Annotated in this window: 28 protein-coding genes; 24 read left to right on the top strand and 4 right to left on the bottom strand. The window is 30.0% G+C overall.

Annotated features, from left to right (window positions below; translation table 11 throughout):
• Positions 1–3: 3 nt before the first annotated feature.
• The 4 genes from K4897_RS02415 (at position 4) to argB (ending at position 2852) form a co-directional block, all read left to right on the top strand.
• On the top strand, positions 4–714 hold the full coding sequence (locus K4897_RS02415; protein ID WP_094516675.1) for a 2-C-methyl-D-erythritol 4-phosphate cytidylyltransferase: 711 nt from the start codon (positions 4–6) through the stop codon (positions 712–714).
• Positions 698–1726 (top strand): ribitol-5-phosphate dehydrogenase, encoded by a 1029-nt coding sequence (locus K4897_RS02410; RefSeq protein WP_250416475.1) that lies wholly within the window; start codon positions 698–700, stop codon positions 1724–1726. The genes K4897_RS02415 and K4897_RS02410 overlap by 17 nt, the downstream gene beginning before the upstream one ends.
• Positions 1726–1830: a zinc-ribbon domain-containing protein gene (locus K4897_RS02405; protein WP_019264264.1), complete on the top strand. Its 105-nt coding sequence runs from the start codon at positions 1726–1728 to the stop codon at positions 1828–1830. The genes K4897_RS02410 and K4897_RS02405 overlap by 1 nt, the downstream gene beginning before the upstream one ends.
• A 143-nt stretch (positions 1831–1973) precedes the next feature.
• Positions 1974–2852 carry an acetylglutamate kinase gene (argB, locus tag K4897_RS02400; RefSeq protein WP_019264263.1) on the top strand — a complete coding sequence of 293 codons (879 nt, stop codon included), beginning with the start codon at positions 1974–1976 and terminating at the stop codon, positions 2850–2852.
• Between the two features lie 31 nt (positions 2853–2883).
• Here argB and K4897_RS02395 read toward each other — a convergent pair whose 3' ends face one another.
• Together K4897_RS02395 and aksF are read right to left on the bottom strand one after the other, a co-directional pair.
• The gene (locus K4897_RS02395; RefSeq protein ID WP_250416473.1) at positions 2884–4362 is read right to left on the bottom strand and encodes a class I adenylate-forming enzyme family protein; all 1479 of its coding nucleotides are present in this window, start codon (positions 4360–4362) and stop codon (positions 2884–2886) included.
• Entirely contained in the window at positions 4363–5364 is a 1002-nt protein-coding gene (aksF, locus tag K4897_RS02390; RefSeq protein ID WP_250416470.1) for a homoisocitrate dehydrogenase, read from the bottom strand.
• A gap of 105 nt (positions 5365–5469) precedes the next feature.
• Here aksF and K4897_RS02385 point away from each other — a divergent pair, with 105 nt between their 5' ends.
• From K4897_RS02385 to K4897_RS02365, 5 genes are all read left to right on the top strand, one after another.
• Positions 5470–5937, top strand: coding sequence for a HEAT repeat domain-containing protein (locus tag K4897_RS02385; RefSeq protein WP_250416467.1), 468 nt, complete (start codon positions 5470–5472; stop codon positions 5935–5937).
• A 250-nt stretch (positions 5938–6187) separates the two neighbouring features.
• Positions 6188–6775: a pyridoxal 5'-phosphate synthase glutaminase subunit PdxT gene (gene pdxT, locus K4897_RS02380; RefSeq protein ID WP_019266299.1), complete on the top strand. Its 588-nt coding sequence runs from the start codon at positions 6188–6190 to the stop codon at positions 6773–6775.
• Positions 6763–7680: a glutamine amidotransferase family protein gene (locus tag K4897_RS02375; RefSeq protein ID WP_019264258.1), complete on the top strand. Its 918-nt coding sequence runs from the start codon at positions 6763–6765 to the stop codon at positions 7678–7680. Before pdxT ends, K4897_RS02375 begins: the two co-directional genes overlap by 13 nt.
• A 12-nt stretch (positions 7681–7692) precedes the next feature.
• Positions 7693–8367: a GXGXG domain-containing protein gene (locus K4897_RS02370; RefSeq protein WP_019266298.1), complete on the top strand. Its 675-nt coding sequence runs from the start codon at positions 7693–7695 to the stop codon at positions 8365–8367.
• Between the two features lie 19 nt (positions 8368–8386).
• The gene (locus tag K4897_RS02365; RefSeq protein ID WP_019266297.1) at positions 8387–9883 is read left to right on the top strand and encodes a glutamate synthase-related protein; all 1497 of its coding nucleotides are present in this window, start codon (positions 8387–8389) and stop codon (positions 9881–9883) included.
• Here the strand turns inward: K4897_RS02365 and K4897_RS02360 are convergent.
• Complete coding sequence (locus K4897_RS02360) at positions 9880–10431, bottom strand: DUF2115 domain-containing protein (protein WP_250416465.1); 552 nt, start codon at positions 10429–10431, stop codon at positions 9880–9882. The genes K4897_RS02365 and K4897_RS02360 overlap by 4 nt on opposite strands.
• 233 nt (positions 10432–10664) lie before the next feature.
• On the opposite strand from K4897_RS02360, the gene K4897_RS02355 reads away from it, so the two are divergent.
• The 12 genes from K4897_RS02355 to K4897_RS02300 all read left to right on the top strand — a co-directional run bounded on the left by K4897_RS02355 (position 10665) and on the right by K4897_RS02300 (position 21601).
• A complete protein-coding gene (locus K4897_RS02355) occupies positions 10665–10913 on the top strand; it encodes a DUF5654 family protein (RefSeq protein ID WP_250416462.1) in 249 nt (82 codons plus the stop codon).
• Between the two features lie 167 nt (positions 10914–11080).
• Positions 11081–12913 carry a succinylglutamate desuccinylase/aspartoacylase family protein gene (locus K4897_RS02350; RefSeq protein WP_250416460.1) on the top strand — a complete coding sequence of 611 codons (1833 nt, stop codon included), beginning with the start codon at positions 11081–11083 and terminating at the stop codon, positions 12911–12913.
• A gap of 417 nt (positions 12914–13330) precedes the next feature.
• Positions 13331–13798 carry a hypothetical protein gene (locus K4897_RS02345; RefSeq protein ID WP_019264252.1) on the top strand — a complete coding sequence of 156 codons (468 nt, stop codon included), beginning with the start codon at positions 13331–13333 and terminating at the stop codon, positions 13796–13798.
• A gap of 97 nt (positions 13799–13895) precedes the next feature.
• Positions 13896–14339 (top strand): nickel-responsive transcriptional regulator NikR, encoded by a 444-nt coding sequence (nikR, locus tag K4897_RS02340; RefSeq protein ID WP_049780176.1) that lies wholly within the window; start codon positions 13896–13898, stop codon positions 14337–14339.
• Positions 14340–14354: 15 nt separating this feature from the next.
• The gene (locus K4897_RS02335; protein WP_019264250.1) at positions 14355–15122 is read left to right on the top strand and encodes a methyltransferase domain-containing protein; all 768 of its coding nucleotides are present in this window, start codon (positions 14355–14357) and stop codon (positions 15120–15122) included.
• Between the two features lie 65 nt (positions 15123–15187).
• The gene (gene hycI / locus K4897_RS02330; RefSeq protein ID WP_019264249.1) at positions 15188–15604 is read left to right on the top strand and encodes a hydrogenase maturation peptidase HycI; all 417 of its coding nucleotides are present in this window, start codon (positions 15188–15190) and stop codon (positions 15602–15604) included.
• The gene (locus tag K4897_RS02325; RefSeq protein ID WP_019264248.1) at positions 15601–16704 is read left to right on the top strand and encodes a carbamoyl-phosphate synthase; all 1104 of its coding nucleotides are present in this window, start codon (positions 15601–15603) and stop codon (positions 16702–16704) included. The genes hycI and K4897_RS02325 overlap by 4 nt, the downstream gene beginning before the upstream one ends.
• A gap of 69 nt (positions 16705–16773) precedes the next feature.
• Complete coding sequence (locus K4897_RS02320; protein ID WP_019264247.1) at positions 16774–17856, top strand: glycosyltransferase family 4 protein; 1083 nt, start codon at positions 16774–16776, stop codon at positions 17854–17856.
• 30 nt (positions 17857–17886) lie between these two features.
• Entirely contained in the window at positions 17887–19323 is a 1437-nt protein-coding gene (locus K4897_RS02315) for a Mur ligase family protein (RefSeq protein WP_019264246.1), read from the top strand.
• 83 nt (positions 19324–19406) lie between these two features.
• Positions 19407–19847: a hypothetical protein gene (locus tag K4897_RS02310; protein WP_004036888.1), complete on the top strand. Its 441-nt coding sequence runs from the start codon at positions 19407–19409 to the stop codon at positions 19845–19847.
• A gap of 54 nt (positions 19848–19901) precedes the next feature.
• Positions 19902–21125, top strand: coding sequence for a hypothetical protein (locus K4897_RS02305; protein ID WP_019264245.1), 1224 nt, complete (start codon positions 19902–19904; stop codon positions 21123–21125).
• Positions 21126–21166: 41 nt separating this feature from the next.
• The gene (locus K4897_RS02300; protein ID WP_019264244.1) at positions 21167–21601 is read left to right on the top strand and encodes a DUF356 domain-containing protein; all 435 of its coding nucleotides are present in this window, start codon (positions 21167–21169) and stop codon (positions 21599–21601) included.
• On the opposite strand, the gene K4897_RS02295 is transcribed toward K4897_RS02300, so the two are convergent.
• Positions 21602–22084 (bottom strand): multiprotein bridging factor aMBF1, encoded by a 483-nt coding sequence (locus tag K4897_RS02295; RefSeq protein ID WP_019264243.1) that lies wholly within the window; start codon positions 22082–22084, stop codon positions 21602–21604.
• A 268-nt stretch (positions 22085–22352) separates the two neighbouring features.
• Here K4897_RS02295 and K4897_RS02290 point away from each other — a divergent pair, with 268 nt between their 5' ends.
• From K4897_RS02290 to K4897_RS02280, 3 genes are all read left to right on the top strand, one after another.
• A complete protein-coding gene (locus K4897_RS02290; protein ID WP_371921668.1) occupies positions 22353–23543 on the top strand; it encodes a proteasome-activating nucleotidase in 1191 nt (396 codons plus the stop codon).
• Between the two features lie 129 nt (positions 23544–23672).
• On the top strand, positions 23673–24722 hold the full coding sequence (locus tag K4897_RS02285; protein ID WP_250416457.1) for a PH domain-containing protein: 1050 nt from the start codon (positions 23673–23675) through the stop codon (positions 24720–24722).
• A 30-nt stretch (positions 24723–24752) separates the two neighbouring features.
• Complete coding sequence (locus K4897_RS02280) at positions 24753–25790, top strand: TIGR01177 family methyltransferase (RefSeq protein WP_250416455.1); 1038 nt, start codon at positions 24753–24755, stop codon at positions 25788–25790.
• Positions 25791–26028: the final 238 nt, after the last annotated feature.

Below are 26028 nucleotides of genomic sequence, written 5' to 3'. Positions count from 1 at the left end.
AAAATGATTTTTGTAGCTATATTGGCAGGTGGAATCGGATCAAGAATGGGGGACACAGATACTCCTAAACAATTTTTAAATTTAGGAGATAGGCCTATTTTAATCCACACAATTGAAAAATTTGTAATTATTGATGAAATTGATGAAGTGATAGTTTTAACTCCACAAAATTTTATAAATCACACTAAGTATCTAATTGAAGAATATATTCCAAATAATGATAAAGTGGTTGTGATTGAAGGTGGAGAAACTAGAAATGACACTTTAAAAAACAGTATTGATTATATTAATGAAAATCATGATGTTGATGATGATTCCATAATTATAACTCATGATTCTGTTCGTCCATTTGTAACTCATAGAATTATTCGGGACAATATTAAAGCTGCAAAAGAATGTGGAGCCTGTGATACAGTAATTCCGGCTACAGATACAATTGTAGAAAGTAGAGACGGTAAAGTTATTAAAAATATTCCAATCCGGGATTATTTTTATCAGGGTCAAACTCCGCAAACATTTAAAATTAATAAGTTGAATTCTTTAATTGATGATTTAAGTGATGATGAAAAGGAGATACTTACAGATGCTGCTAAAATATTTGTTTTAAAAGGTGTTGATGTATCTCTTGTTAAAGGAGATGTAACAAATATTAAAATTACATATCCTTATGATTTGAAATTGGCTAATACGATTCTAAATGATAAAAATGATTAATATTATTTACAGATTAGTAGCTCCAAAATTCTTTGAAGAAGCTATAGAAGAGATTAACATAGATGATGTAATTGTAAGGCCAACATATCTGTCAATTTGTCAAGCTGATCAGAGATATTATCAGGGTAAAAGAGCAAGTGATGTTCTTGAAGAAAAATTGCCAATGGCTCTAATTCATGAAGGAGTTGGGGAAGTGGTATTTGACAATACAGGGAGCTTCAATGTTGGAGATAATGTTGTAATGATACCAAATACTCCAACAAAAAAAGATGATTACATATCAGCTAATTACTTGCCGTCATCAAAATTTAGAGGCAGCGGTTTTGATGGATTTACAAGTGATTTAATTCAACTAAATCCAGACAGACTAGTTAAACTACCGGATAATTTTAATTTGAAAATATCAGCATTTATAGAATTAATTTCAGTAATCTGTCATGGAATAGACAGATTTGAAAAAATAGCTATTAAACACAAAAACAGATTTGGTGTTTGGGGAGACGGAAACTTGGGATATATTATGGCTCTGTTTCTAAAAGAGTTCTATCCTGAAAGTGAAGTTATAGTTATTGGAAAACATGGTGAAAATCTAAACTTATTTTCATTTGCTGATAAAACCTATAAATTCCATGAGGTTCCAGACGATTTAGCTGTTGACCATGGATTTGAGTGTGTTGGATCAAATGCATCACAGGCAGCTATTGATCAGATAATAAATACAATAAATCCTCAGGGATCAGTAATCTTATTTGGAGTAAGCGAATATCCTATTCCGATTAATACGAGATTGGTTTTGGAAAAAGGATTAACAATTCAGGGAATAAGTAGAAGTGAACATAAAGACTTCTTGAAAGTAGTTGAAATACTTAAAAACAACCCTAAATTATTTGATTCATTAGATAAGTTAATTGGTGAAGTTGTAACTGTAAAATCATTAAATGATTTAAAAGAAGCTTTTGACAAAGATTATATCTCAGGTTTTGGAAAAACAGTGTTGGTGTGGGATAAATAATGTGTGAAGAAGAGGACGATGAGTTTACTGTAATCTGCCCAGTTTGTGGTGAGATGGTTGATGCAGGAGATGCAGTTTGTCCGTTCTGTGGAACTCCGATTTAAATATAAATTTTTTTAGAAGAAACTTTTTTTCATATGTTTTGAATGATAAAATTCAGATATTTATTAAAATTGATTTTTTTTAAAAATGAAGAATTCCAAAGATTTAATAAAGTATTAAGTAAAATAATTATTGTAGTGATTAAATGAAGGACGTAAATATTTTAGTTGAGGCTTTACCTTATATTAAAAAATTCCATGAAAAAAAGATTCTGATTAAGTATGGAGGGCATGCTATGATAGATGAAGATGCAATGTCTTCTACAGTTAGAGATACTGTTCTTTTAAAATATGTAGGTATGGAACCACTTATTGTTCATGGTGGAGGTCCGGAAATATCTAGATCTATGGACAAGTTAGGTAAAGAACCTAAATTTATTAAAGGATTAAGGGTTACTGATGAAGAAACTATGGAAATTATTGAAATGGTTTTAGTCGGTAAAATAAGTACGGATATTGTTTCTCAAATTTCTTATCATGATGGAAAAGGTATCAGTTTATCTGGTAAAGACAGCAGATTGATTTTTGCTCATAAAAAACCAGTTAGTAAAGTTACCAGTGAATCTGGTGGGGAAGAAGAAATTGATTTAGGTCTTGTGGGAGAAATTGATTGCATCAATACAGATTTGCTTGAAATGTTTTTAAAAAACAATTATATTCCAGTTATCTCTCCTGTTGGTATAGCTGATGATGGATCAAGTTTAAATTTAAATGCAGATACTGCAGCTGGTGAAATAGCCAGTTCTGTTGATGCTGAAAAGTTAATAATTTTAACTGATGTTCCGGGAGTTTTAAGAGATCCTAATGATCAGAACTCATTAATTCAAAGAATAAAAATAGATGAAGTGCCGGATTTAATTGAACAGGGAGTTATTTCTGGAGGAATGATTCCAAAAATTGAAACATGTGTTAAAGCAATTGAAGATGGTGTTAAATCCTGCCATATAATTGATGGACGTAAAAAACATTCTCTTTTACTTGAAATTTTCACAAAAAACGGTATTGGAACTATGATTTATAAATAGTTCTTATTTTAAAAAATAAATGGAATATAATCTATAAATGATTATATTCTTCTCTTAATTTTCTTCTAAGCAGTTTCCATCCATTAACTCTTGGAAGCTCTTTTAGGCTAAATATTTTTCTTGGCACTTTATATCTTGAAAGATTTTCACGTGCATAGCTAATTAAACCTTCGTTGTCTTCTTTATTTTCCCAAACTACTGCAGCTACAGGTAATTCTCCGCGATGACAATCAGGAATACTGAAAATAGCTATTTCTTTTACTTCGGGATATTTGATTAGAATTTCTTCTACTTCTGTTGGATAAATTTTCCATCCGCTCATCACAATCATGTCTTTTTTACGGTCTGTAATGAACAAACGATTATCATCATCAAGATATCCGATATCTCCTGTTAAAAACCACCCATCTTCTAAAAATGATTCTTTTGTAGATACTTCACGTCTCCAATAACCTTTAGCTACTGCAGGACCTCTTAGTGCAATTTCACCGTGTTCGTATTTTTCAAGCTCTTTGGTGTAGTCATGTTCATCAACAATTTTAACTTCTGAAAAACAAACTGGATGTCCAACACTTTCAAATCTGTCTGCAGTTCTATAATCCTCTGGTCTGATAACAGTCCCGGTTCCAATTACAATTGTTTCAGATAATCCGTAAGCATTAATTATTGGAATGCCGTATTTTTCATGGAATTGTTTCCAGATTTTTCTGTGTAGCGGTCCACCTCCGCTTATTATTTCACGTACAGTTTTTAACTGTTTTTCAGCACCTGTTTCTAATCTTGTCAGGGAGTGTATTACAGGAGGCATTCCTGTTAGAACAGTAACATTTTCTTGTTGGCATAATTCAAGATATTCATCTAAATTAAATTGCTCTACCATGATGTAATAAGCTCCTGCTCTAAGTGCAGCTATTGCCCATGATAATCCTACATGAGCCATTGGATATATTCCCATGTAAACATCGTCTTGTTTTAATGTTAATACATCACATTCATTATGGATTGCAGTGAAATAATTTCCATGAGTAAGCATGGCCCCTTTTGGTTGACCTGTTGTTCCTGAAGTGTACTGTAACTGACATAAATCATCCCAATCTGTAGGCTCTGCAGGTAAAATTTCTCCATTTTTATAATTTTCAATATTTTTTGGAATATATTTGTCTAAATCAACAATATCTTTTGCATCTTCATCAGTAATCATTAATTTTGCCTGCGAATCATCAATGATGTATTCAAGTTCATGAGGAGTAAATACTCTGTTTGTTGGAATAGCTATAGCTCCAAGTCTCCAAATTGCAAATAATGAGAATAAATAGCTGGTTGAGTTATTTAAATATATTAAAACTCTGTCTCCTTTTTTAATGCTGCAATTTTTTAGGTCACGAGCAATTTCTGAAGTTATTGCTAATATTTCACGGGAATTGTATTTTTCATTAGATTTTGGATTGTATAAAACATTTTTATCTAATCTGCAAGCATTTGCATCAAGAAATGTAGTTATATTAAGCATTTAGTAGTCACCTTCAAGTATTTCATGCACGATAGCTTCAGTAAGTTCTGCTGTAGTGCTATTTCCACCTAAATCAGGAGTTAATGTTTTGCTGGCACTTACAACATTTTCAACAGCTTTATTTATTTTATTGCTTATCTCATATTCTTTTAAGTAATCCAGCATCATAGCTATTGTTAAAATCATGGAACATGGATTGGCTATGCCTTTTCCTGCAATATCTGGTGCAGATCCATGAACAGGTTCAAATAATCCGTGTTCATCTCCAATGTTTCCTGAAGGAGCAAGTCCAAGTCCACCTACAAGACCTGCACCTTCATCAGATAGAATATCTCCAAACAGATTGCTGGTTACAATCACATCAAAGTTTTGGGGCCGGGTAATAAGATACATTGCCGCTGCATCAACATAAAAATCATTGCTTTCAATATTCGGGTAATTTTCAGCTATTTTGTAAAAGCTTTCTTTAAATATTCCATCAGTTTTTTTTAAGACATTGCTTTTATGTACGCAGGTTACTTTTTCTTTTTGTTTGGCTATGCATTGTTCAAAAGCAACTTTAGCTATTTTTTCACTAGCTTTTCGTGTAATGATTCTTTGAGCAATTAGTTTATTGTCTTGTTCATATTCAACTTGGCTATAGAGTCCTTCAGTATTTTCACGAACTATTAGGAAATCAATATTGTCCTGTATTGATCTGACTCCTTTGTAGGATTTTATTGGCCTTAAATTTGCATAAACATCAAGTTCTTTTCTAAGATTTATAATTGGGCTTGGTTGGCCTGGTGTGCTTGTACTAGCTCCAAACAATGTTGCATCTGATTTTTTAGCTATTTTAATGGTTTCTTCAGGTAATGTAACTCCATTTTTGTTGTAACATTCAAAACCGGCTTCACCATATTCAAAACTGAAATTCAAATCAAGTTTGTCTAGCAGATATTCGCCAGATTCCATTACTTCTTTTCCAATTCCATCTCCTGGTATTATTGCAATTTTGTACATTATTTCACTTATTTAATTTTGTTCGTATATTTTCGAAATATATTTATATAGTTAGATATAACTATTATATGTTTACAGTTATATTAAATATAGTGAGGAATGTTTATGTCAAAATCTGTTGAAGAATTAATTGAAGATTTAAATGACCAAGATGAATTTGTTGTTGAAGCGACTGCTGGTGAATTGGAAATGATGGGGGAAGAATCAGTAGATGCTTTAATATCTGCATTATCCCATAGGAAGAAAAATATTCGTTTAAATGCAGCAAAAATTTTAGGTGCTATGTCTTATCCCAAATCCATCAATGCTTTAATCTTAACTTTAAGGGATAATAATAAATTAGTTAGAAGAGAAGCTTCTACTGCTTTAAGTCGTATGGGACAGTTAGCTGTTGATCCTTTAATTGAAATTTTAGATGATGAAGATTGGAGGGTAAGAGGTGCGGCTGCCTGGGCTTTAGGAAACTTAAAAGACGATGCAGCTATTGAACCACTTGAAGCACTTTTAGAAGATGAAAGCGGTTATGTTAGAGCCGGTGCTGTAAATGCAATAAATAGCATTAAAAATGAATAACTAATTTTGTTATTTTCTTCATTTTTTCCCTTTTTTTACCACTTTTTTTGAATATTGTTTAAATTTATATTTTTATAGTTACTTTTTTTCAGAAAATTTTTTGGTCGGAAGTAGTTTTCCACTACATTTATATAATATGAAAGGATAAATATTATATTAGCAAATATTCTATATCTTAATAATTTTACTATAACTTTTAGAATTACTGCTATTTTTTTAAAATAATTGTTTAGAATGGTTAGTGAGTTATATGATTACAATAGGAATACTAAATTTACAAGGTGCCGTAAGTGAACATTACGACATTACAAAGAAAGCTATTGAAAATATGGGTATTGAAGCAGAAGCAATTTCTGTAAGGTATGCTGATGAAGTAGCTAACTGTGATGGTGTAATCATTTCTGGTGGTGAAAGTACTGTAATAGGAAAAATCATCAAAGAAAGAGGGATAGATAAAGTTATTAAAGATAACAAGATTCCTGTTTTTGGAACTTGTGCAGGAATGGTTTTGCTTGGTAAAAAAACTGATTTTGATCAACCGTTATTGGGAATTATGGACATTTCAGTTAAAAGGAATGCATTTGGAAGACAAGTAGATTCATTTGAAAGTCCAATTTCTATTTTAGGGGAGGATTATTTGGGAGTTTTCATTAGAGCGCCGTCACTTGATGATTATGATAAGACTAAAGAAGATATTAAAGTTTTATCTGAATTGGATGATGAGATAGTAGCTATTCAGCAAGGACATAATATAGCTATTGCATTTCATCCGGAATTAACTGATGATACTCGAATTCATGAATATTTTATAAAGGAGGTTTTAAATTGTGCGGAATAGCTGGTATAGTTTATAAAGATAAAAAATTACATTGTGCAGGTAATGATATGACCAATATGCTCCATCAACTTCAGCATAGAGGTCCTGATTCTGCAGGTTATTCAATTTATGGTGGAACTGGTCTTAAAGATGATGAATACATCTTAAAAATCCAAGTAAAAGAACAACCAAGATTATTAGAAACAGTAAAAGATACAATAAACTTTGTAACTCCAATTCAGGGTGATGAAGTTCTTCCATCTGTTGGAGATTCATTTATTTATAAATGTAAAGTTCAATTAGATAACTTTTCAGAACTTAAACCACTTATATCAACTGTTGATACAATTGATGATGTTATTGTAATTAATGGAAGTCAGGATTTTGAAATGATTAAGGATGTAGGTTCTGTATTGGATATTGCAGAAAGGTACGATGTACGTGAGGTTAAAGGAACTCATGCTATAGGCCATACAAGGTTTTCAACAGAAAGTGGTGTAGACAGATACCATGCACATCCATTTGAAACTTATATTGTTAAAGATGTTTCTGTTGTCCACAATGGTCAAATTACAAATTATTGGAACATTAGAGATCCATTAGAAAGAAAAGGCCATGTATTTGAAACATTTAATGATACTGAGTGTTTAGTTCATTATATTGCAGATAAATTAGATACGGGTTATTCTTTAGAAGAAGCACTGGAACAATCTGTAGAAGATATGGATGGTCCGTTTTCTTATATTATAGGAACTCCAAATGGTATTGGAATAGCTAAAGATAAATTAGGATTACGTCCGGGAGTAATGGCAGAGACTGATGATGTTTTTGCAATTGCATCTGAAGAAGTATCTTTAAGGGAAGTTGTTGATACTCAAAATATTGAACAAATTTCTCCTGGTGAAGTAATGGTGTATGAAATTTAAGGGTTGGTTTTAATGAAAATAAAAGAATTAGATGCAGCATCACTTTCTCCACGTGAATTAAATTCACAAGTTAAAGAGTCTGCAAAAGATTATGATAAAATACTTATTAAAAATCCTAATGCAATGCATTATTTGGTTGCAGGAGTGACTGATGAAGTTAACATTGAATTGGATGGTTCTGTAGGTTATTTCACAGGAACAATGTGTGATGGTCCGAAAATTAAAATTAACGGTAATGCTGGCTGGTTTGTTGGAGATAATTTAACTGATGGTGAAGTAGTTGTTGAAGGATCAGCTGGTGATGGAGCAGGACAGGGAATCTATGGGGGAACAGTTGTTGTTCGTAAATCAGTAGGTTCAAGGACTGGAGAAATCATGAAAAACGGCACTATTGTCATTGGTGGAAATTCCGGATTTATGACTGGAATATTCATGATGGGTGGCCGTATGGTTATCTTAGGTGATGTGGGAGAAGATGTTGCAGAATCTATTATTCGTGGTGTAATCTATGTTAAAGGGGAAGTTAAAAGCTTAGGATATAATGCTAAAATTGACGAATTAACATGGGAAGATAAACTTGAATTAAAAGAGTTATTGGAAAAATATGATTTTGATTTAAAAGAAGATGAATATGACGAATTTAAAAAAATAGTTCCAGAAAGTGCAAGGCCATTTTACGGTCATTAATTGAATGGGAGGGAAGTATATGCCATATAGAGTAGAGAGAAATCCAGTTTTATGTAAGAAAAACTTTGGAAGACCTGGTTGTTGTTGGTATTTGTGTGATGACCGGGATGAAAAAATCTGTGGAAAGTGTTTCTCATGTTATAATAATTGTCCTCACGGAGTTTATGAAATTATTCAGGGTGAACCATATCCATTAAATCAGGAAAAATGTGTTGGATGTAGAATTTGTTTGGAAATGTGTCCGAATAGAGCTATTGAAGTAAATGCAATTCCGCAGGATGCAAGAGAAGCATGGGGGTTCCCGGATGTTGTAGAAATAGTGAGAAAAGCTCAATCAGCATCATATAAAATCAGAAGTACTGGTGCTTTAAGAAAAATTCCAGACTTTGATGATTTGGTGGTAATACCTGCGCAAGTATCAAGACCTCCTATTGATAAATATAGGGAACCATGTGGAACTGATGTTGTATTAGGAGATAGATATGCTGAAAATCCTTTAAAATTAGATACTCCTGTGATGATTGGAGCTATGTCTTTCGGTGCATTAAGTAAAGAAGCAAAAATGGCACTAGCTATTGGTTCTTCACTTGCAGGAACTGTAACAAACACAGGGGAAGGAGGAATGCTTCCTGAAGAACGTGAACTGGCTGATAAACTTATAGCACAATATGCATCTGGAAGATTTGGTGTTTCTGCAGATTATCTTAAACAGGGAGATGCAGTTGAAATCAAAATTGGTCAGGGAGCAAAATCCGGAATGGGTGGTCACTTGCTTGGTGAAAAAGTAACTGCTGAAGTTTCCAGAATCAGAAAAATCCCCGTGGGGTCTGATGCTCTATCACCTGCAAGACACATGGATATTGTAGGTCCTGAAGATTTAAGCATGAAAATTTCCCAATTACGTGAAATTACTGACTGGAAAGTTCCGATTATTGTTAAATTTGCTTCAGGTAAAGTAGCTTCTGATGTAAAAATTGCAGCTAAAGGTGGAGCAGATATAATTGTTGTAGATGGTATGCAGGGAGGAACTGGAGCAGGACCGGATGTTATTATGGAACATTCAGGTATTCCATCACTTGCAGCTATTGTAGAAGCAGATCAGGCATTAAAAGAAATTAACTTGAGAGAAGATGTAAGTTTGGTAGCTGCTGGAGGAATTCGTTCTGGAGCAGATTTGGCTAAAGCATTGGCTCTTGGAGCAGATGCAGTATATATTGCAACAGCTGCATTAATTTCTATAGGCTGTAGGGTCTGTCAAATGTGTTATAAAGGTAACTGTAGTAAAGGAATAGCTACACAGGATTTATCATTAAGACACAGGATTGATTACAAGGAAATGGGTAAAGCAGTAGCTAATTATATAAATGCAATGACTGATGAGGCATGTATGCTTGTTCAACAGGCGGGAAACACACATATTACAAAATTGGAAAAACAAAACTTAAGGGCCTTAACAATGGAAGCATCAGCTTTAACTGGTGTTCCAATGGCAGGTTCTGAAAACAGAAAAAATTAAATTCCAGGGGTCTGTTCAGCTAGACATAAATTACAAATAGCATTTTCATTGTCTTTTTGTTTGTCTTTAACTGGACAGTAATATTCTCCATTTTTTTCTTCTACTTTTAAACTTCCAGGAAATTCACTTCCAACCGGATGAATAGGCTCTTCCAAAATAAATGTTGTATAAAGAGCAACAATAATATAAATTAAAGGAAACTTATCTTCTTCTATTGTGTAATTTCTTTCTTTTTCAAACTGATGTTTTAATAAATTAAATGATTTATCAAAACTTTCTTTATCAATATCTTTATCTATATAATTGTTATTGTCAAGTATTTCCTTTACACGCATGATGAAGTATTTTACATAAACTTCCAAGTATTTTTCACGATAATTAGCTTGAACATATTTTCCTTCTTCCCTCATTCTAGCTGTTGCAAGCATTAGGTCATAGGGTGAAATTATTTTGCAATATTTTTTTAAGAGTTTTAATAATTCAGTTTTTGTTATTCTTTCTTTTGATGAAATATTGCGTAAATCTTGAAATATGTCTGTTGCTTTCATATATGTTAATTTTATAGTTGAATTATTTAAATTTTTTAGTTTTGTATTCTAAGGAAAACTAATTAATTTTTTAAAATAGATTTAAATAAAATAAACTTAAGATATTATATGGAATAATGTAAAATGTATACTTAAAAGTTTTTTAATACATGTTTTGTACAATAAATTTAATAAATATTAATATTTTATCATTATTCATAAAAATTTTATAAATAATAAATAAGGTGATGATTATGGATAGTGAAATAAGCAAAATGATAATGGAAACTATGTTAACATTAATTACTACAGCATTTGCATTTGTTGCAGGTTTAGCTTGGAATGAAGCAATACAAAAATTAATTGAAGAATTTTACACTGCTGGAGGTGCAGTAACTGGATTATTAATATATGCAGTTATTGTAACTATTGTTGCTGTAGTTGTTACTGTATTACTTGCAAGAATTGCTGGAAAAATGGGTATTGATCTTGATAAAGACTAAATATCCTTTTTTATTTTTTTTCCAAAAATTCTTTTTTGTATTGTTTTTTTAGATGAATCATTTTATTGTCCCTTATAATTTAAATAGTGCCAATGATAGAATGAACTTATTGTAGGTATACTTAATTTGTGTGTTTAAGTATAATTACAGCATTGAGGAATTATATTATGAAAAAAAGATATTTTTTAGTTTTAATTTTAATTTTGTTATTATTTTGTTTAAATACTTGTTTTGCTCAGGATAATGACACTAGTTTAGATAATAATTTGATTACAAATGATAATGTCAAAATTACTACTTATGATTTGGTTAAATATTATCAAAATGATTCACAATTTGAATTTAATGTAAAAGAAAATAATTTGCCTTCTAAAGATTGTACTGTTAATTTAAATGTTGGAGGTAAAAATTACACTAGAGTTACAGACAGCTATGGAAATGGAAAACTTAATATTCATTTAATGCCTGGCAAGTATTCAATTACTACTTCTTATAAAAATACAACTGTTAAAAATAATATCACTGTATTGTCATTTTTGGAGAGTAAGGATTTGGTTAAATATTATCAAAATGATTCTCAGTTTGTATTTAAAGTTTTAAATAAATCTACAGGCGGAACTGTTTCTAATGCAAAGGTAACTTTAAATATTAATGGTGTGTTTTATCATAAAAATACTGATGAGTTGGGTTTAGGTAAATTAAATATTAATTTACGCCCTGGAAAGTATATTATTACATTAATGTATGATAATCTTGCAACTGGTTATAATATTACAGTATTGTCATTTTTAGAGGGTAAGGATTTGGTTAAATATTACAAAAATGATTCTCAATATTTAGTTAAGGTTTTAGATAAATCTGGCAATCCTTTAATTAATAAAACAGTTAAAATGAATATTAATGGTGTATTTTATTATAAAACTACAAATAATTTAGGAATAGCAAAATTAGATATTAATTTAAATCCCGGGGAGTATATATTAACTGCTTATTATGATAATTTGGAAATGGGTAATAAAATAAAGGTTTTAAGTAGAATATCAGGGGAGGATATTTCTTCAACTTATGGAAATCCAGTTAATGTTTCGGTTAATTTTGTAGATTCTACAGGAAATCCCGTATGTAATAAGTTAATTAAATTCAATGTTGCAGGCCAAATTTTAACTGCCTATACTGATGATAAAGGAATTGCAACAATTAATTTAAATAATCCTGCCGGAAATTATATTATAACTTATTATGCTGATAATATGTGCAGCAGTAATAAGTATATTGTTAAAAATGATTGTTCGTTAACAACTTTAAATTGGAATACTGGTGCAGATGTTACTAAAAACTCTTTAATAAAAAATAATTTACCTAACTCAGAATTAATCAATCAAGTCATTAATTCTGCAAAATCAGGCACACCTTGGATTACTTTTAAAGGCGGAATTGGAAATGTGGTATTTATTACTGCAGGTATTCATGGATCAGAGTTATCTTCTCAAGTAGCTGTGTTAAAGTTAATAAGTTATTTGGAAAGCAATCCAATTAAAGGTACTGTACATATCATTCCATTTATCCAACCAAAAGCAACTGCTAGTAATGTTAGGAATTATAATAATGTTAATTTAAATTCAAAAGCAAATGTTCCGGGAACTATATCAAATAATGTAGTGGAATTAATATGTTCATTAAAATGTGATAATTATGGTGATTTCCATTGTACTCAACCTAACGGTGATCCTGGAAAGGATGTAGCTATGGGTTCTTATTCTCCCTTATCTGAAAGTGCAAAAATAGCTGATTTTATTTCTAAAAAAACAGGTTACTCTAAATTAATATATGATATTGCAGGTAAAGAATATGGTGGAGCTATGGAGGATACAGTTAATTTAAGGGGTATTCCATCTGTTACATGTGAAGTATTAACACCTCATGGTACGATTGCTGCTGGAAGTGTGGATAAATCATTCAATATGATGAAAGCATTGTTGCAGTATAATAACTTAATTTAATGATTTATGAGTTTTTTATTTTAAATCTAATTCCTTTTTTTAATTTTTTTCAAAAATTCTTTTTTTAGCATTTAAAGTTAATAAATTATTCTTTTAATCTTTCAACAATTTTTTAAATTAAAAATTAGCAGTTTTTCTTAAAAAGAGATAGTTCGAAGTAAAAAAGAGGAGGGTAATTAAAAGACAGAATAGTTATATATGTTTAATAATTTTGAATATGTTTTTACTTCAAACCTATATTTACATTATTTTTCATATTATAAATACTTTTTTATAAAAAAGTATTACTTAATTAATATTAAAATTTTGAAAAGTATTAATATAATTTCGAAACAAATTTTTCTTTGTGTTTTTTAATAATAATGTGTTTTCAAAAATTTTAAAAATGATAATTATTATAATATAAATAGATTATTTATGATTACAATTACAAAAAAAGAGGAAGTTGTTTTAAATCAGGTAGAAATATTTAATCCTGAATATTCTGAAGGAGTACCTATTAAACTTTTAAAAGAGGAATTAGGATTTCATGAATATGATTTGGTTCAAATTTTAAACACATTATCTGAAAAGAATCTAATTGAGTTTAATGGTGGCAGTGTTAAGTTAACTATTTCTAATAAAGAGATTAATGCGGTTAAATCTAAAAAAGATGTTGAAAAGATTGAACTGAATATTAAAGAAAAAGAATCTTATAATCTAATTAAAGAGTTAGTTGATGATAAGAATTTGGTTTCTAAGTATACTTTAGAAGGCCATTTGTTATATGGTGATTTAAAACTTTCTAATTTTAAAATGTATCATATTATTTTATCTCTGGAAAATAAAAACCTTCTAAAACCCATTAAAAAAGAAGATGGGGAGTATTATTTACTTGTTGAATAAGAAATATAGTAATATAAATTTCTTATTTTTTCATAACATTTATATATTTTAAGTTTAATATTATATTTAAATCACTTTGTTGTGGACGGTTTTTACTATGATGAGAATAAGTATGTCATTACCAAAAAAATTATTGGCTGATTTTGATGAAGTTTTAAAAGAAAGAGGTTATCAATCTCGTTCAAAAGGTATTCGTGATGCTCTTCAGGATTATATTGTAAGACATCAATGGATGAATGAGATGGAAGGAGAAAGAATTGGAATTATTACTATTATTTATGATCATCATTATACTGGAGTTATGGAAAATCTTGCAGATATTCAACACAGTTTCAGAAATGAAATTAACATGAATATGCACCTTCATATGACTGAAAAATATTGTATGGAAATTGTTGTTGTTAATGGGGATATTAGTGAAATTCGTGAGTTAACTGATAAAATAATGAGACTTAAAGGAGTAGAACACGTAAAACTCACAACTACTGCTAATGGTGAAGAGTTTAGTGATCCTGATCATGAACATAATCATCACCATTAATTTTATTTTTTTCACATGAAATTTAAAACAACTCATTACCATTTTGATTTATTGAAAGATGAAGAAAGAATTTCAGCATTTTACGAAGCTATTGAAGATTTATCTGTCAATCAGGAATTAGCTTATGATTTAGGATGTGGAAGTGGAATTTTATCTTTTTTCTTAAATTCTTATTTTAAAGAAATAATAGCTATTGAACAAGATGTTAAAGCTAGTATATGTGCTAAAAAAAATTTAGAAAACTTTAAAAATATTAAAGTTATTAATGAAGATGTTTTTAATTATAATTTTTCTAAAAAATCTGATTTAATTGTTTGTGAAATGTTAGATACTGCTCTTATTGATGAAGAAGAAGTTCCAGTATTGAATCATGTAAGAAATTATCTAAAAGAGGATGGCAGAATAATTCCCCAGGGTATTATTAATATTATAGAACTTGCACACCTGGAGCGAGATTATATTCATTATGATGAAGATGTTTCTTGTGAAATTTTATCAAAGCCGGTTATTTATGATGAGATTAATTTTCTAAATGAAATAAATCCTAATTTTGAAAAAGTCATAACTTTAAAGGCTAAAAAAGATTCTTCAGTTAATGGATTGAAAATTACAACTGTTACTAAGCTTAACGATAATTTGGTTTGTGGACCTACGCCAATGTTAAACCCACCTCTGTTAATTCCTTTAAATGAAAAAAATGTAAAATGCAATGATTTAATTAATGTTAAATTAAAATATATTATGGGAAAAGGAATTGGAACTATTGAAGCAAATTATTATTAGGTGATTTTATTTCATTTAAAAGAGAACTGGAAGAATTTTTAAAAAATAAAGAAAAGTTAATTATATTGGGAATTGGAAACGAGCTTAAATGTGATGATGGTGTAGGACCTTTTATAATTAATGAATTAAAAGATTTGGAAAATTCTGATTTAATAATTATTGATGGTCAAACAGTTCCTGAGAATTTCACAGGTAAAATCAGAAAAGAAAAGCCGTCACATGTAATTCTTGTTGATGCATGTTTGATGGGGTGCAGGCCAGGGGAATTTAAAATTGTAGACAAGGATGATTTTGTCAATATTGGAATTTCAACTCATTCAATGTCTTTATCATATTTTGTTAAATATTTAGAGCGAGATAATGATTTTAAGATAATATTTGTTGGTATTGAACCTGAATCTATGGATTATTCAGATATGCCAACCCCAGTAGTTCAGAAGGGAGCTTATAAGTTTATAAATATTTTAAAGGAGATTTTATGAAAATTTTATTTATTGGTTCAAGATTGTATGATGATATAGATTATTATGTTAGAGAAAATGGTATTGAAAGTATAATTACTGAATCTAATGAAGATGCTATAAATCTGGATTTGCCTGATCAAGTTTTTATTGTACCTAGAGGTATGGACAGTCCAAAACAAATAGCCATCAGTCAGAATGTAGACGCGGTTGTACCATTAATTGGTATTGATCCACCATTAATAGAAGTAGCTAAAATGAAAGAAGAACTTGAAGCTGAAACGGATATTCCAGTAATAGCAGCAAATGTTCGTGCGGTTAGTTTAACTTCTGATAAAATTAAAACAAAAGAGTTCTATAATGAAATTGGCGTAGCTACTCCACAATATCAGATATTAACTAAGGATAATTTTGAAAGTAAATTGGAAATGGAATTTCCAGTTGTTTTAAAGCAGGGTCAAGGGCAAGGAGGAAAAGATATTAAAGTAGCTAATTCTTTAGATGATGTTAAAAAGTACTTTGAAAAGTTCGACCAGGCTTTATGCGAAAAATTCATTGAAGGTTCTGAGATTTCTATTGAAGTATTAGGGTATAATGGTGAATATATGCCTTTATCTCCAATTTATAAAGGTGAAACAACTTTGGAAGGAATTCATCCTTTAAATAAGGTTAAAACTGCTCCTTGTTTAGTTGAAGGATTAGATAATAATCTTATTCAAAGAACTGCATATAAAGTAGCTAAAAATTTAGCTTCTGACGGTATTTTTGAAATGGATTTCATGTTTTCAAAACAGGAACAGCAATTATATGCTATTGAAGTTAACACAAGACCAAATGGAACCAGATATTTAACAACAGCTACCTGCGGAGTTAATTCTTTATGTGAATTAGTAAATATGGCATCAGGTAAATTTTCTATTAAAGACATTCAGGACAAATTAGAATATTATTATGCTACTGAAATTCCTATTGGACATTATGAAGGTCCGGCTTTAAATGAACCTTTAAAATCCTTTAAAAATAATGATTGTGTGGTTCATGGACCTGAAGGATATCAGAGAATTACAGTTAGGGCAAATTCAAAAGAGCAATTAGACAAATATGTTAAAGATTTGATTTAATAATAACTTAAACACCATTAAATTAATTTTATATAACAGTAAGAATAAAATTAATATGATACATAATTTATGTGTGGTAAAATGAATAATGGAGATATGTTAATTCTTTTTTTAATAACATTTTTTGGTGCGGTAATTTTTACATATTGCATTAAAAGAATATTACTTAATGCAAGGATAGCAGATAATCCAATTGTTAGTGAACACAGACATAAAAGCGGTACTCCTACAATGGGGGGTATTGCATTTTTATTTGTAATTTTGTTGATTATTGCTATTTATTATAATAATACTCCAATTTTAATCATGTCTTATATTATGCTTGCAGGAGGTATTGTAGGTTTATTAGATGATTTAATTGGTCTTAAGGTTAAAGAAATTCAGAAAGTTGTTGTAAACTGTTGTGATGAGGTAATTACTTTAGGCAGACTTGATGTTGAGCCTAATGAAGAAGTTAGAGTAGCTACTCCAAAAGCTAAAAAAGAAATTGATAAATTAGTGGAAGAGGGCAAAGTAGAAATTATTGGGGAGGTTCCAATTAAAACAGAACCTGGTGAACTTGAAAAAATCATTTGTCAAATTCTTTTAGGTGTGTTATTAGGTTTAACAGGGGTTGTAACTACAATTGGTGGATTTAATTTGGGAATATTGGCATTTCCAGTAGTTATAATAGCTATTTTAGGTTGTATTAATTGTGTGAATTTAATTGATGGAATGGATGGTTTAGCTGCAGGAATTGTAGGTATTGCATCTTTTGCTTGTTGCTGTTACTTATATTTATGTGGAAATATGGCAGGTATTCCAGTATTCATAATTTTAACTGGATTATGTTTAGGATTTTTAGTATTTAACAAATATCCAGCATCTATATTTATGGGAGATACAGGATCATTTGTATTAGGTACTGGTTATGCTGCAGCTGTTCTTATATCTGATATTCCATACTTTGGTGTTCTTGCATTAGGTGTTCCAATAGCATCTGTTGTTGTTAGTTTGTTACATAGGGCAAATATTATTAAATTGCCTGTTGAACCGTTACATCACACATTAAATCATTATGGTATGTCTGAACGTAAGATTGTACTTAGCTATTGGGGTGTTACTGTGTTATTATGTGTAATTGGAATTCTTGCTCAGTTATACATATTCTAATTTTTCTTTTTCTTTTTTGGTGATTTTTATATGATTATACAAGATTTAGCTAGTTTTATTGAAGGCAACATTATTGGAAAAGACAGTTTTTTTGATGATGAAGGATTTACAGGAAGATTTACATTTTTAAATGATGCCATTGATGGAGATATTGTAATACGCCATAAAATTAATGATAAAGGTGTTGAAATTGCAGCTAGTAAAAATTTAGCCTGTTTAATTACTCAAAATCCTCAGGATGGAGCTTGTGATAAAGCAATTGAATTAAATTTTCCACTGATTATTGTAGATAAAATAGAGTTAGCTACTGCTTATGCTCTTAAATGGACAATTGAAAAATTTTCTCCTGATTCAAAAAATGTTATTATAACGGGCACTAATGGAAAATCAACAACTTCTCATCTAATTTACCATATTTTAAAAAATACTGAATCACATGTTTTTACGAATACGGATAGTGAATCAGAATTTAATACATTAATTGATCCGATGGTTTCCAAATTAATTTCGGATGAAGTTAAAAATAATGGAAAATTGGACTATTTGGTTATTGAAGTTTCTGAAGTTCAAGGTTGGCTTGGAAATTTAATGAAACATCATGCATATCTGATGGCCAGTGCAGTTAAACCCTGTGTTGGAGTTATAACTAATATAGCTATGGATCATATAGGGCTTGTAAACTCTATTGATGAGGTTTTTGATGAAATAAATCAAGTTCCTAATGCTATTGGAGATGGAGTTACAGTATTGAATTATGATGATGATTTAGTGATGAAATTAACTCCAAATAATCCATTTTTATGTTCAATGAATAAATTCGACTCAAAAAATCCTCATGTTTATTATGATGATGGAATTTTTTATGAAGGTAATCTGATTTTGGAAAATAATGATTTGCCATTTACTTCTCATCATTTTATTCAAAATATTTTATCTGCAGTTGCAGCATGCATATCTTTAGATATTGATATCAAAAACATTGTTGAAGGGGTAAAATCTTACAGACCATTAAACAGAAGATTTTCAAAACTTCATGAAAATCCGTTAATTGTAGATGATTTTGCACATAATCCTGACGGTATAAAGGCTACAATTGCGGAAACTTATAAATTACTTCCAAAAAACCAAACATTATATGTTGTATGTTCTATCAGAGGTTCAAGAGGCGTGGAAATCAATAAATTGAATGTTGAAGCATTGGTGGAATCTATGAATGATAATATAAAGCTGGTTTTATCTTCAAGTAATGATGTTGTTGACCATTTAAATTTTGTTGAAGATGAAGAGCGAGAAATTTTCTTTGAAGTGTTAAATCAGAATAATATTGATTATAATTATTTTGATAATTTATGTGACTGTTTAAAAGACACATACAGGTGTGCTGATGCGAAGGATATTATTTTATTAATTGGTGCACAGGGAATGGACCCTGCTGAAGGTCTTTTGGAAAATATTTTAAGGAAATAATTTAAATATTACAAAATTTTAATATAATAAATGTAATTTATTTTTCTATTGCTTATTGATGGAAAAATTTAGAGGATAAAAACATGTTTATAAAGATAAGAAGAGATACATTAATAATTTTATTATTAGCATTCATCTTGATTCTTTGTGGTCGTTTAATAACATATGTTGCTTATGCGTCCTCTGATGAAGTTACTGATGGTGTCCCTATTTCTGGAATCATAGTTAAAGGTAATGATGTTGTACCTGTAGATATTATTAGATCTAATGTTATGCAATCTGGTTTAAGAGACGGTAGTGTAATTCATGGAGATATTTTAAAAACTTCTAAAAAAGAAGTTTCACTGCAGGATGCGATACAAACGGCTCAAGAGTTTGCAAAACGGTCAACAGTTCCGGGAACATCAGTTGCACCTATTTCTGCTGCAGATGTTCAGGTGGATAAAAACACAGGTATTGTTACAGTAACCGTTATTGAAGATTTCTCGTCAGTTGAATTAAAGAATACGACAAATCAGGGTTAATAGAGGGATAGTTTGAAAAAGTGGAGTATACCAATAATTTTCTTTATAATATTTATGATGTGTATAAGTAGTGTGGCTGCTACTTGTAATGTAATGGTTATCACTGATCCTACTGGTAAAGATCCAAATGGAGCGGCTGCTGGAAGTATGTCTTTTGCAGATAACATGTTCCAATCAACATTTTTAATGTCTAAAGAACATCATTTTGCGGTTCTCTCAGGGGGTACTGGTGGTTCAGACTCAAGGTTGGATTCAGTTGTAAACGCTGTTGCTTCTCTTGAAAACAATGCATCTGCAGCTTCTGCAGCTTCAATCGCCTCTAAATATCAGGGAGCTCGTCTAATTGTAGGGGGTCCTGAAATGGGTATTTCAATTGGAGGTTCTTTTGATGCATATGTTGTTACTGTAGATGGTAATGGTTCTATTACTGTAACTCCTTATTCCTCAACTTCTGGTGGAATAGCTACTTTACAGCCAGGACAAAAAGGAGCTATTATTCACTTAAGGAATTCTGAAGGAAACCCATTATATGGTACTGCAGATACTGTTCGTAAACAAACTGCAATTAATATTGGAAAAATGATTAGGGATGGATATCCAGCAACAACCATTGTTTCTGAAGCTATGGGTGAAGTAGCTAATGATTCTGGTGAAAAATACGGTGGGGGTGCGGTAAACCTTGTATCTGGTTTATCCACTGGTGATATGTTCACTCCTAAAGATTTAAATGAATCTGGTTATCCGATGAATGAAGTTTATTCAAAATCTTGTGATGATTGTGGATGGTCTGTAGGTTATCCGTCATCTGAGAATTATGAAGTTTGTCCGGTATGTAATGGTGAGTTAACAACAATTTATGCATATGAAGCATTGGGAAATGCAATTACGGTAACTTCGGACTCTGTTAGTGTTTCAGTTTATGGAAGTGAAAAACCTGGACTTGCATCAACGACTAAACAAATTGTGGATGCATCAGTTGCTAAAAATGGATATGATGCATCAGCTATTGCAACTTCAATTAACAAAGGTATTAATAATGGTCTTTTAGTTGGGGTCGATCATGTAGAACCTAAAGATATTAATGTTAAAAAAGACTCTAAAGCAGTTGGTGTATATTACACAGCATTAAATGGAGATAAATCAGCTCCATCTTGGGATTTACCAGTTGATGCAAGCATATTGAATATTTTAGGCAGTGTACAAACTGCAATTGGAGTAATTTTAATATTGCTTGTAGTATTTAGAAGTAGATTATTGAAATCGTTCCAAAATCGGTGAAATTTTTCACCATTAATTATTTTTTTTAAAACAGTGATACTATGGCATTGGTCTTAATAAGAGGAGAAAACAATTCAAAACTACTAAATGCAATTGCGGACATGGAAAGACATGGAAATTTAAATTTAGCAACTAAACCAAAAATAATTGATGCAAAATTTGCTGATTCATTAGTTGAAAAGATTCTAAATTCTAAACTCAGAACTAGTTCTAAAGTTGCTACTGCCTTTTTTGTTAAAGAAGATATAACTTTAAGTATTATGCAAATTAAAAAAATTCATCCGCCAGCTCATGTTGTAGTTGTTAGTGATGAATATGATGTTTTCAATCAATTAAAAAATAAATTAAATAATGCTCCTGATTTTAAAGGGTATTATTCTCATAAAGCTAAAAATGGCGGAAAAATAGATTATAAACTAAAAGGAAAAGTAAAACATATTGAGAATAAGAAAATAAATAGCTATTCAAACAAATAGCTATCTTTTTTTAATTTTTACAACATTACCGAGAGTACGGCCTTGTGAAGAGTTACCTGTGTACTTGCTTAAATCCAGTTCTTCCACATTCTCAATTAAAGTAATATTTAAAGCATTTTCTAATTTTTTTGTTAATCTTATATCTGGAATCATTTTACCAGATTCAATTCTATTTATAACAGAAACTTTTTCATAGATTTTTTGACCTAATTCTTCTCTTGATAAGTTTTTAGATTCTCTGGCTTTTCTAATTTTGATGTTAAAATCTTCAATTAATTCTTCTTTTGGTTCATCTTTAGAGTAATTTTGTCTTGTTTTTTTATTTTTCTTAGGTTTGTTTGATTTTCTAAATTTTGGTTTTGGAGGTGCTTTTTGTATTTTTCCAAGCTTAGCACATTCATCACAAACAATCATGACAGATCCTTCAATTTTTGCTCTTTTAGGATTGTCAGATACTTGTCTACCACAAATTTCGCATTCCATATTAATCAGTTTTTTCCTAATTTAATTAATTAAGTATTTATCAGTTAATGTATATAATTAATTTCCCATAAATTTTAAATATTATCATTTAGTAAAATAGCATAATAATAAAATTTAAATATGTTAATGTTACTAATGGTTATTAAAGTAACATAGATGTCGAAATTATAAAAATTTTCAATCAATATTATTGGAGATGAGTCCTATGGATAATATTAATGATTTGGAGAATTCTTCAAAAGAACAATTAGTTGAGAAAGTTGAATCAATGCAAGAAGAAATAGATTCATTAAAAGAAGAAAACTCCAGAGCTAAAAGTAATTTAATGTGGAAAGTTAGGAAATTAGAAAAAGATAAAGTTCTAATCGAAAATGAGAAAATCAGATTAGAAAGAGAAACTAAATCCTTACGTTCTGAAGTAGAGAGATTCAGATCACCTCCTTTAGTTTTAGCTACTATTACTGAAGTTTTGGATGATCACAGAATGACTGTTAAAAGTAGTACCGGACCTAGCTTTTTAGTTAATTATTCAAAATTCTTAGATGAAAAATTATTAGTACCAGGTTCCAGAGTTGCTCTAAATCAGCAAACCTTTGGTATTGTAGAAGTTTTACCATCAGAAAAAGATGCAAATGTTACAGGAATGGAAATTGAAACAAAACCTGATATTACATATGATAAAATTGGTGGACTTGAAGATCAAATAATTGAAGTTAAAGAAACTGTTGAACTTCCTTTAAAAGAACCAGAATTATTTGAAAAAATAGGTATTGACCCTCCTAAAGGAATATTATTATATGGACCTCCTGGAACAGGTAAAACTTTACTTGCAAAAGCAGTAGCTAATGAAACAAATGCTACGTTTATCAAAATTGTAGCTTCTGAATTTGTTAAAAAATACATTGGAGAAGGAGCAAGGCTTGTTCGTGAAGTATTTGAATTAGCTAAGGAAAAAGCACCTGCCATTATTTTCATTGATGAACTTGATGCTGTTGCAGCTAAAAGACTTAAAAGTTCCACTAGTGGAGATAGAGAGGTTCAAAGAACTTTAATGCAGTTACTTGCAGAACTTGACGGATTTGAATCTAGAGGGGATATTGGAATTATCGGAGCAACAAACCGTCCGGATATTTTGGATCCTGCATTATTAAGACCTGGTCGTTTTGACAGATTCATTGAAGTTCCGCTTCCTAATGATGATGGAAGAAAACAAATCTTAAAGATACATACTAAAAACATGGCTTTAGATGAAGAAGCAGACTTGGATTTGCTCAGCAGTTTAACTGACGGTCTTTCTGGTGCTGATTTAAAAGCAGTATGTACTGAAGCAGGTATGTTTGCTATTCGTGAAAAAAGAGACAGAGTTACAGTAACTGATTTCATGGATGCTGTGGAAAAAGTTCTTGATAAAGAACGTGACGATGAATTTATAAAAGAAGCAGGCGTGATGTTTGCTTAAATAATATGTAAGCCAATGATGAACCCTATGAGCTCTGATATGTGATGAATGATGGGCGAGCTGAGGCTTACTTTTTAAATCTTATTTTCTTAAAAAACTTTATTTAAAATTAAATTCTAATACAATATTATGTTGTTTAATAAAGATGATAAAATAACTAATGAAAAAACTATTTATCAAACCAAACCTAATATGCTTTTAGGATGTAAAAAAGCTATTTTTGGAGTTATTTTATTAATTGTTGTTTTATCTGTTGCATCACCGATTATTACATTTATTGGTGAAATGCAAGTATATTTAATATCTTATGTTAAATTATCTTTAACAAGGTATGCAGCTATTGCACTTTTTGTAATTATACTTTTTATTATTCTGTATATAATTTGGCAGTTAATCAACTGGTATTATATGGAGTATATCTTAACTGATTCAAGAATTATTATTAAATCAGGAGTTTTATACACCAAAAAAAATTACATGCCTTATGGAACAATTCAGGATGTAAGTACCTCTCAAAGTATTGTAGCTAAAATATTAAATGTTGGAACAGTTTCTGTTTATAGTGCTTATGATAACAATCAAATGAAATTAGCTAATATTTCAAATGTTAGTGAAGTTGAAAACATAATTTTCTCAAGAATATCAAATCAGAATAATTTAAGAGGCAGACATTCCAGAAATGATTTTTCTGTAAACAGACCTCAAAATGAATACTATTCTGATGATGGATATTATGAACCTTCTAATGACTGTCTGTCAAAAAGAAGGCAATATTTAGATGAAGATTACTATGATGAAAACGAGTACTATGAACCTCAGGAGTATTATAAAAAAGAACCTGTTAGAGATTATGAATATTATCCTGAAGAATTAAACTTTGAAGAAGAAAAAAGGCATAATTATGAATATGAACCTTATATGGAAGATTCTTTAGAAGAAAATATTGAAAATGCTATTAACAATATGGATAACAGATCTCAAAGCAGGAGCTATTATAATGAAGGCATAGGTGATTATTCATATGGTGATGATGATTACTATAGGGAAAATGAAGCTGAACTTTATTATAATGATCCAGACACTCAAGATTCAAAATTTGAAGAAAAAGATATAGATACTCATACAAAAGATTCTAAAGAAACCATCATTAGAAGACATTTTGATAAATTTAAAAAATGATTTTTTTTAAAAAAAGATTAGGTGAAGTTAATGGAATTACTATGTATACAATCTCAGGAACATGATAAATTACCTCTTGCAGAACTAAAAGCAGTTATTGAATGTGAAAATATGGAACTGAATATTTCCAAAATAACTGAAGGCCTTATTCTATTAACGGATATTTCCAATGAAAACTTAGATGACTATTATCAGACATTTGTAAGAAGACTGGGATACACACATGAAGTAGATGAAGTAATACTTAAATCTTCCATAGATAAGTTAGAAAAAGATATTTTAGCTATTGACTGGAGCAGATATATTTCTGAAAACTTTGCTGTAAGAGTAAAAAGATTCAACTCTCCAATTGATACAGTAGCTATTGAGCGAAAAGTAGGGTCATTAATTTTATCTAAATGTGAAAATGTAAAAGTAAAACTAAAAAAACCTGATTCCTTAATCAGATTAATTGCTCATGAAGATGCTATTTACATATCCATTGAAAAATTTAAACTTAATAAAAAACATTTTGAAGAAATAAAACCTCATAAAAGGCCATTTTTCTACCCTGGTTCAATGAGTCCGAAATTAGCCAGATGCATGGTTAACCTATCTAGGGTTAATTCTGGAGATTTATTGTTGGATCCTTTTTGTGGAACTGGTGGAATACTTATTGAAGCAGGATTAATTGGATGTAAAGTTGCGGGATCTGATGTTAACTGGAAAATGAAAAATGGAAGTGCCATTAATTTGGATTATTGTGGAATAACTGATTATAGAACATTTAACGTTGATGTACGTGAACTTAAAATGTATGAAAAGGTAGACAGCGTAGTTACTGATCCGCCTTATGGGATTTCTACTTCAACTGGTGATATTGATGGTGATGAAATTTTCAATGAATTTTTCCACTCAATTTATAATAATATGAAAGATGATGCCTATTTGTGTATGGCCAGCCCTCATTATGTTGATTTAAATCCTATGATTGCTGAAGTTGGTTTTGAATTAGTTGAACAATATGGAATTAAAATGCATAGAAGTTTAACAAGAATAATTTCAGTTATTCGTAAGAAAAATGTTTAATTTTTTTTATTTATTTATAAATAAGTAGGTAAGTTTATATATTACTTAGTAATCACCTTTGCTTATTTATATACTATATTTACTTTTTTTCTAAATTATTTATTTTAAAAGAGATTTTTTAATTTTACTTTTCAATTTAAGTTTTAAAATTTTCATTATTTCTCTGGAATTATATTGTGTATTTAATTAAATTATTAGTTTAAATATTCTTTTTTAATATATTATTTGATTTATGTTG

The sequence above is a fragment of the Methanobrevibacter sp. TLL-48-HuF1 genome, assembly GCF_023617305.1.
Classification (GTDB): domain Archaea; phylum Methanobacteriota; class Methanobacteria; order Methanobacteriales; family Methanobacteriaceae; genus Methanocatella; species Methanocatella intestini.
This window is presented reverse-complemented; position numbering and strand designations above follow the sequence as displayed.

Coding starts and splice junctions, on each gene's coding strand:
- K4897_RS02415 (WP_094516675.1), top strand. CDS start 4: ATGATTTTTGTAGCTATATTGGCAGGTGGAATCGGATCAAGAATGGGG.
- K4897_RS02410 (WP_250416475.1), top strand. CDS start 698: ATGATAAAAATGATTAATATTATTTACAGATTAGTAGCTCCAAAATTC.
- K4897_RS02405 (WP_019264264.1), top strand. CDS start 1,726: ATGTGTGAAGAAGAGGACGATGAGTTTACTGTAATCTGCCCAGTTTGT.
- argB (WP_019264263.1), top strand. CDS start 1,974: ATGAAGGACGTAAATATTTTAGTTGAGGCTTTACCTTATATTAAAAAA.
- K4897_RS02395 (WP_250416473.1), bottom strand. CDS start 4,362: ATGCTTAATATAACTACATTTCTTGATGCAAATGCTTGCAGATTAGAT.
- aksF (WP_250416470.1), bottom strand. CDS start 5,364: ATGTACAAAATTGCAATAATACCAGGAGATGGAATTGGAAAAGAAGTA.
- K4897_RS02385 (WP_250416467.1), top strand. CDS start 5,470: ATGTCAAAATCTGTTGAAGAATTAATTGAAGATTTAAATGACCAAGAT.
- pdxT (WP_019266299.1), top strand. CDS start 6,188: ATGATTACAATAGGAATACTAAATTTACAAGGTGCCGTAAGTGAACAT.
- K4897_RS02370 (WP_019266298.1), top strand. CDS start 7,693: ATGAAAATAAAAGAATTAGATGCAGCATCACTTTCTCCACGTGAATTA.
- K4897_RS02365 (WP_019266297.1), top strand. CDS start 8,387: ATGCCATATAGAGTAGAGAGAAATCCAGTTTTATGTAAGAAAAACTTT.
- K4897_RS02360 (WP_250416465.1), bottom strand. CDS start 10,431: ATGAAAGCAACAGACATATTTCAAGATTTACGCAATATTTCATCAAAA.
- K4897_RS02355 (WP_250416462.1), top strand. CDS start 10,665: ATGGATAGTGAAATAAGCAAAATGATAATGGAAACTATGTTAACATTA.
- K4897_RS02350 (WP_250416460.1), top strand. CDS start 11,081: ATGAAAAAAAGATATTTTTTAGTTTTAATTTTAATTTTGTTATTATTT.
- K4897_RS02345 (WP_019264252.1), top strand. CDS start 13,331: ATGATTACAATTACAAAAAAAGAGGAAGTTGTTTTAAATCAGGTAGAA.
- nikR (WP_049780176.1), top strand. CDS start 13,896: ATGATGAGAATAAGTATGTCATTACCAAAAAAATTATTGGCTGATTTT.
- K4897_RS02335 (WP_019264250.1), top strand. CDS start 14,355: ATGAAATTTAAAACAACTCATTACCATTTTGATTTATTGAAAGATGAA.
- K4897_RS02325 (WP_019264248.1), top strand. CDS start 15,601: ATGAAAATTTTATTTATTGGTTCAAGATTGTATGATGATATAGATTAT.
- K4897_RS02320 (WP_019264247.1), top strand. CDS start 16,774: ATGTGTGGTAAAATGAATAATGGAGATATGTTAATTCTTTTTTTAATA.
- K4897_RS02315 (WP_019264246.1), top strand. CDS start 17,887: ATGATTATACAAGATTTAGCTAGTTTTATTGAAGGCAACATTATTGGA.
- K4897_RS02310 (WP_004036888.1), top strand. CDS start 19,407: ATGTTTATAAAGATAAGAAGAGATACATTAATAATTTTATTATTAGCA.
- K4897_RS02305 (WP_019264245.1), top strand. CDS start 19,902: ATGATGTGTATAAGTAGTGTGGCTGCTACTTGTAATGTAATGGTTATC.
- K4897_RS02300 (WP_019264244.1), top strand. CDS start 21,167: ATGGCATTGGTCTTAATAAGAGGAGAAAACAATTCAAAACTACTAAAT.
- K4897_RS02295 (WP_019264243.1), bottom strand. CDS start 22,084: ATGGAATGCGAAATTTGTGGTAGACAAGTATCTGACAATCCTAAAAGA.
- K4897_RS02290 (WP_371921668.1), top strand. CDS start 22,353: ATGCAAGAAGAAATAGATTCATTAAAAGAAGAAAACTCCAGAGCTAAA.
- K4897_RS02285 (WP_250416457.1), top strand. CDS start 23,673: ATGTTGTTTAATAAAGATGATAAAATAACTAATGAAAAAACTATTTAT.
- K4897_RS02280 (WP_250416455.1), top strand. CDS start 24,753: ATGGAATTACTATGTATACAATCTCAGGAACATGATAAATTACCTCTT.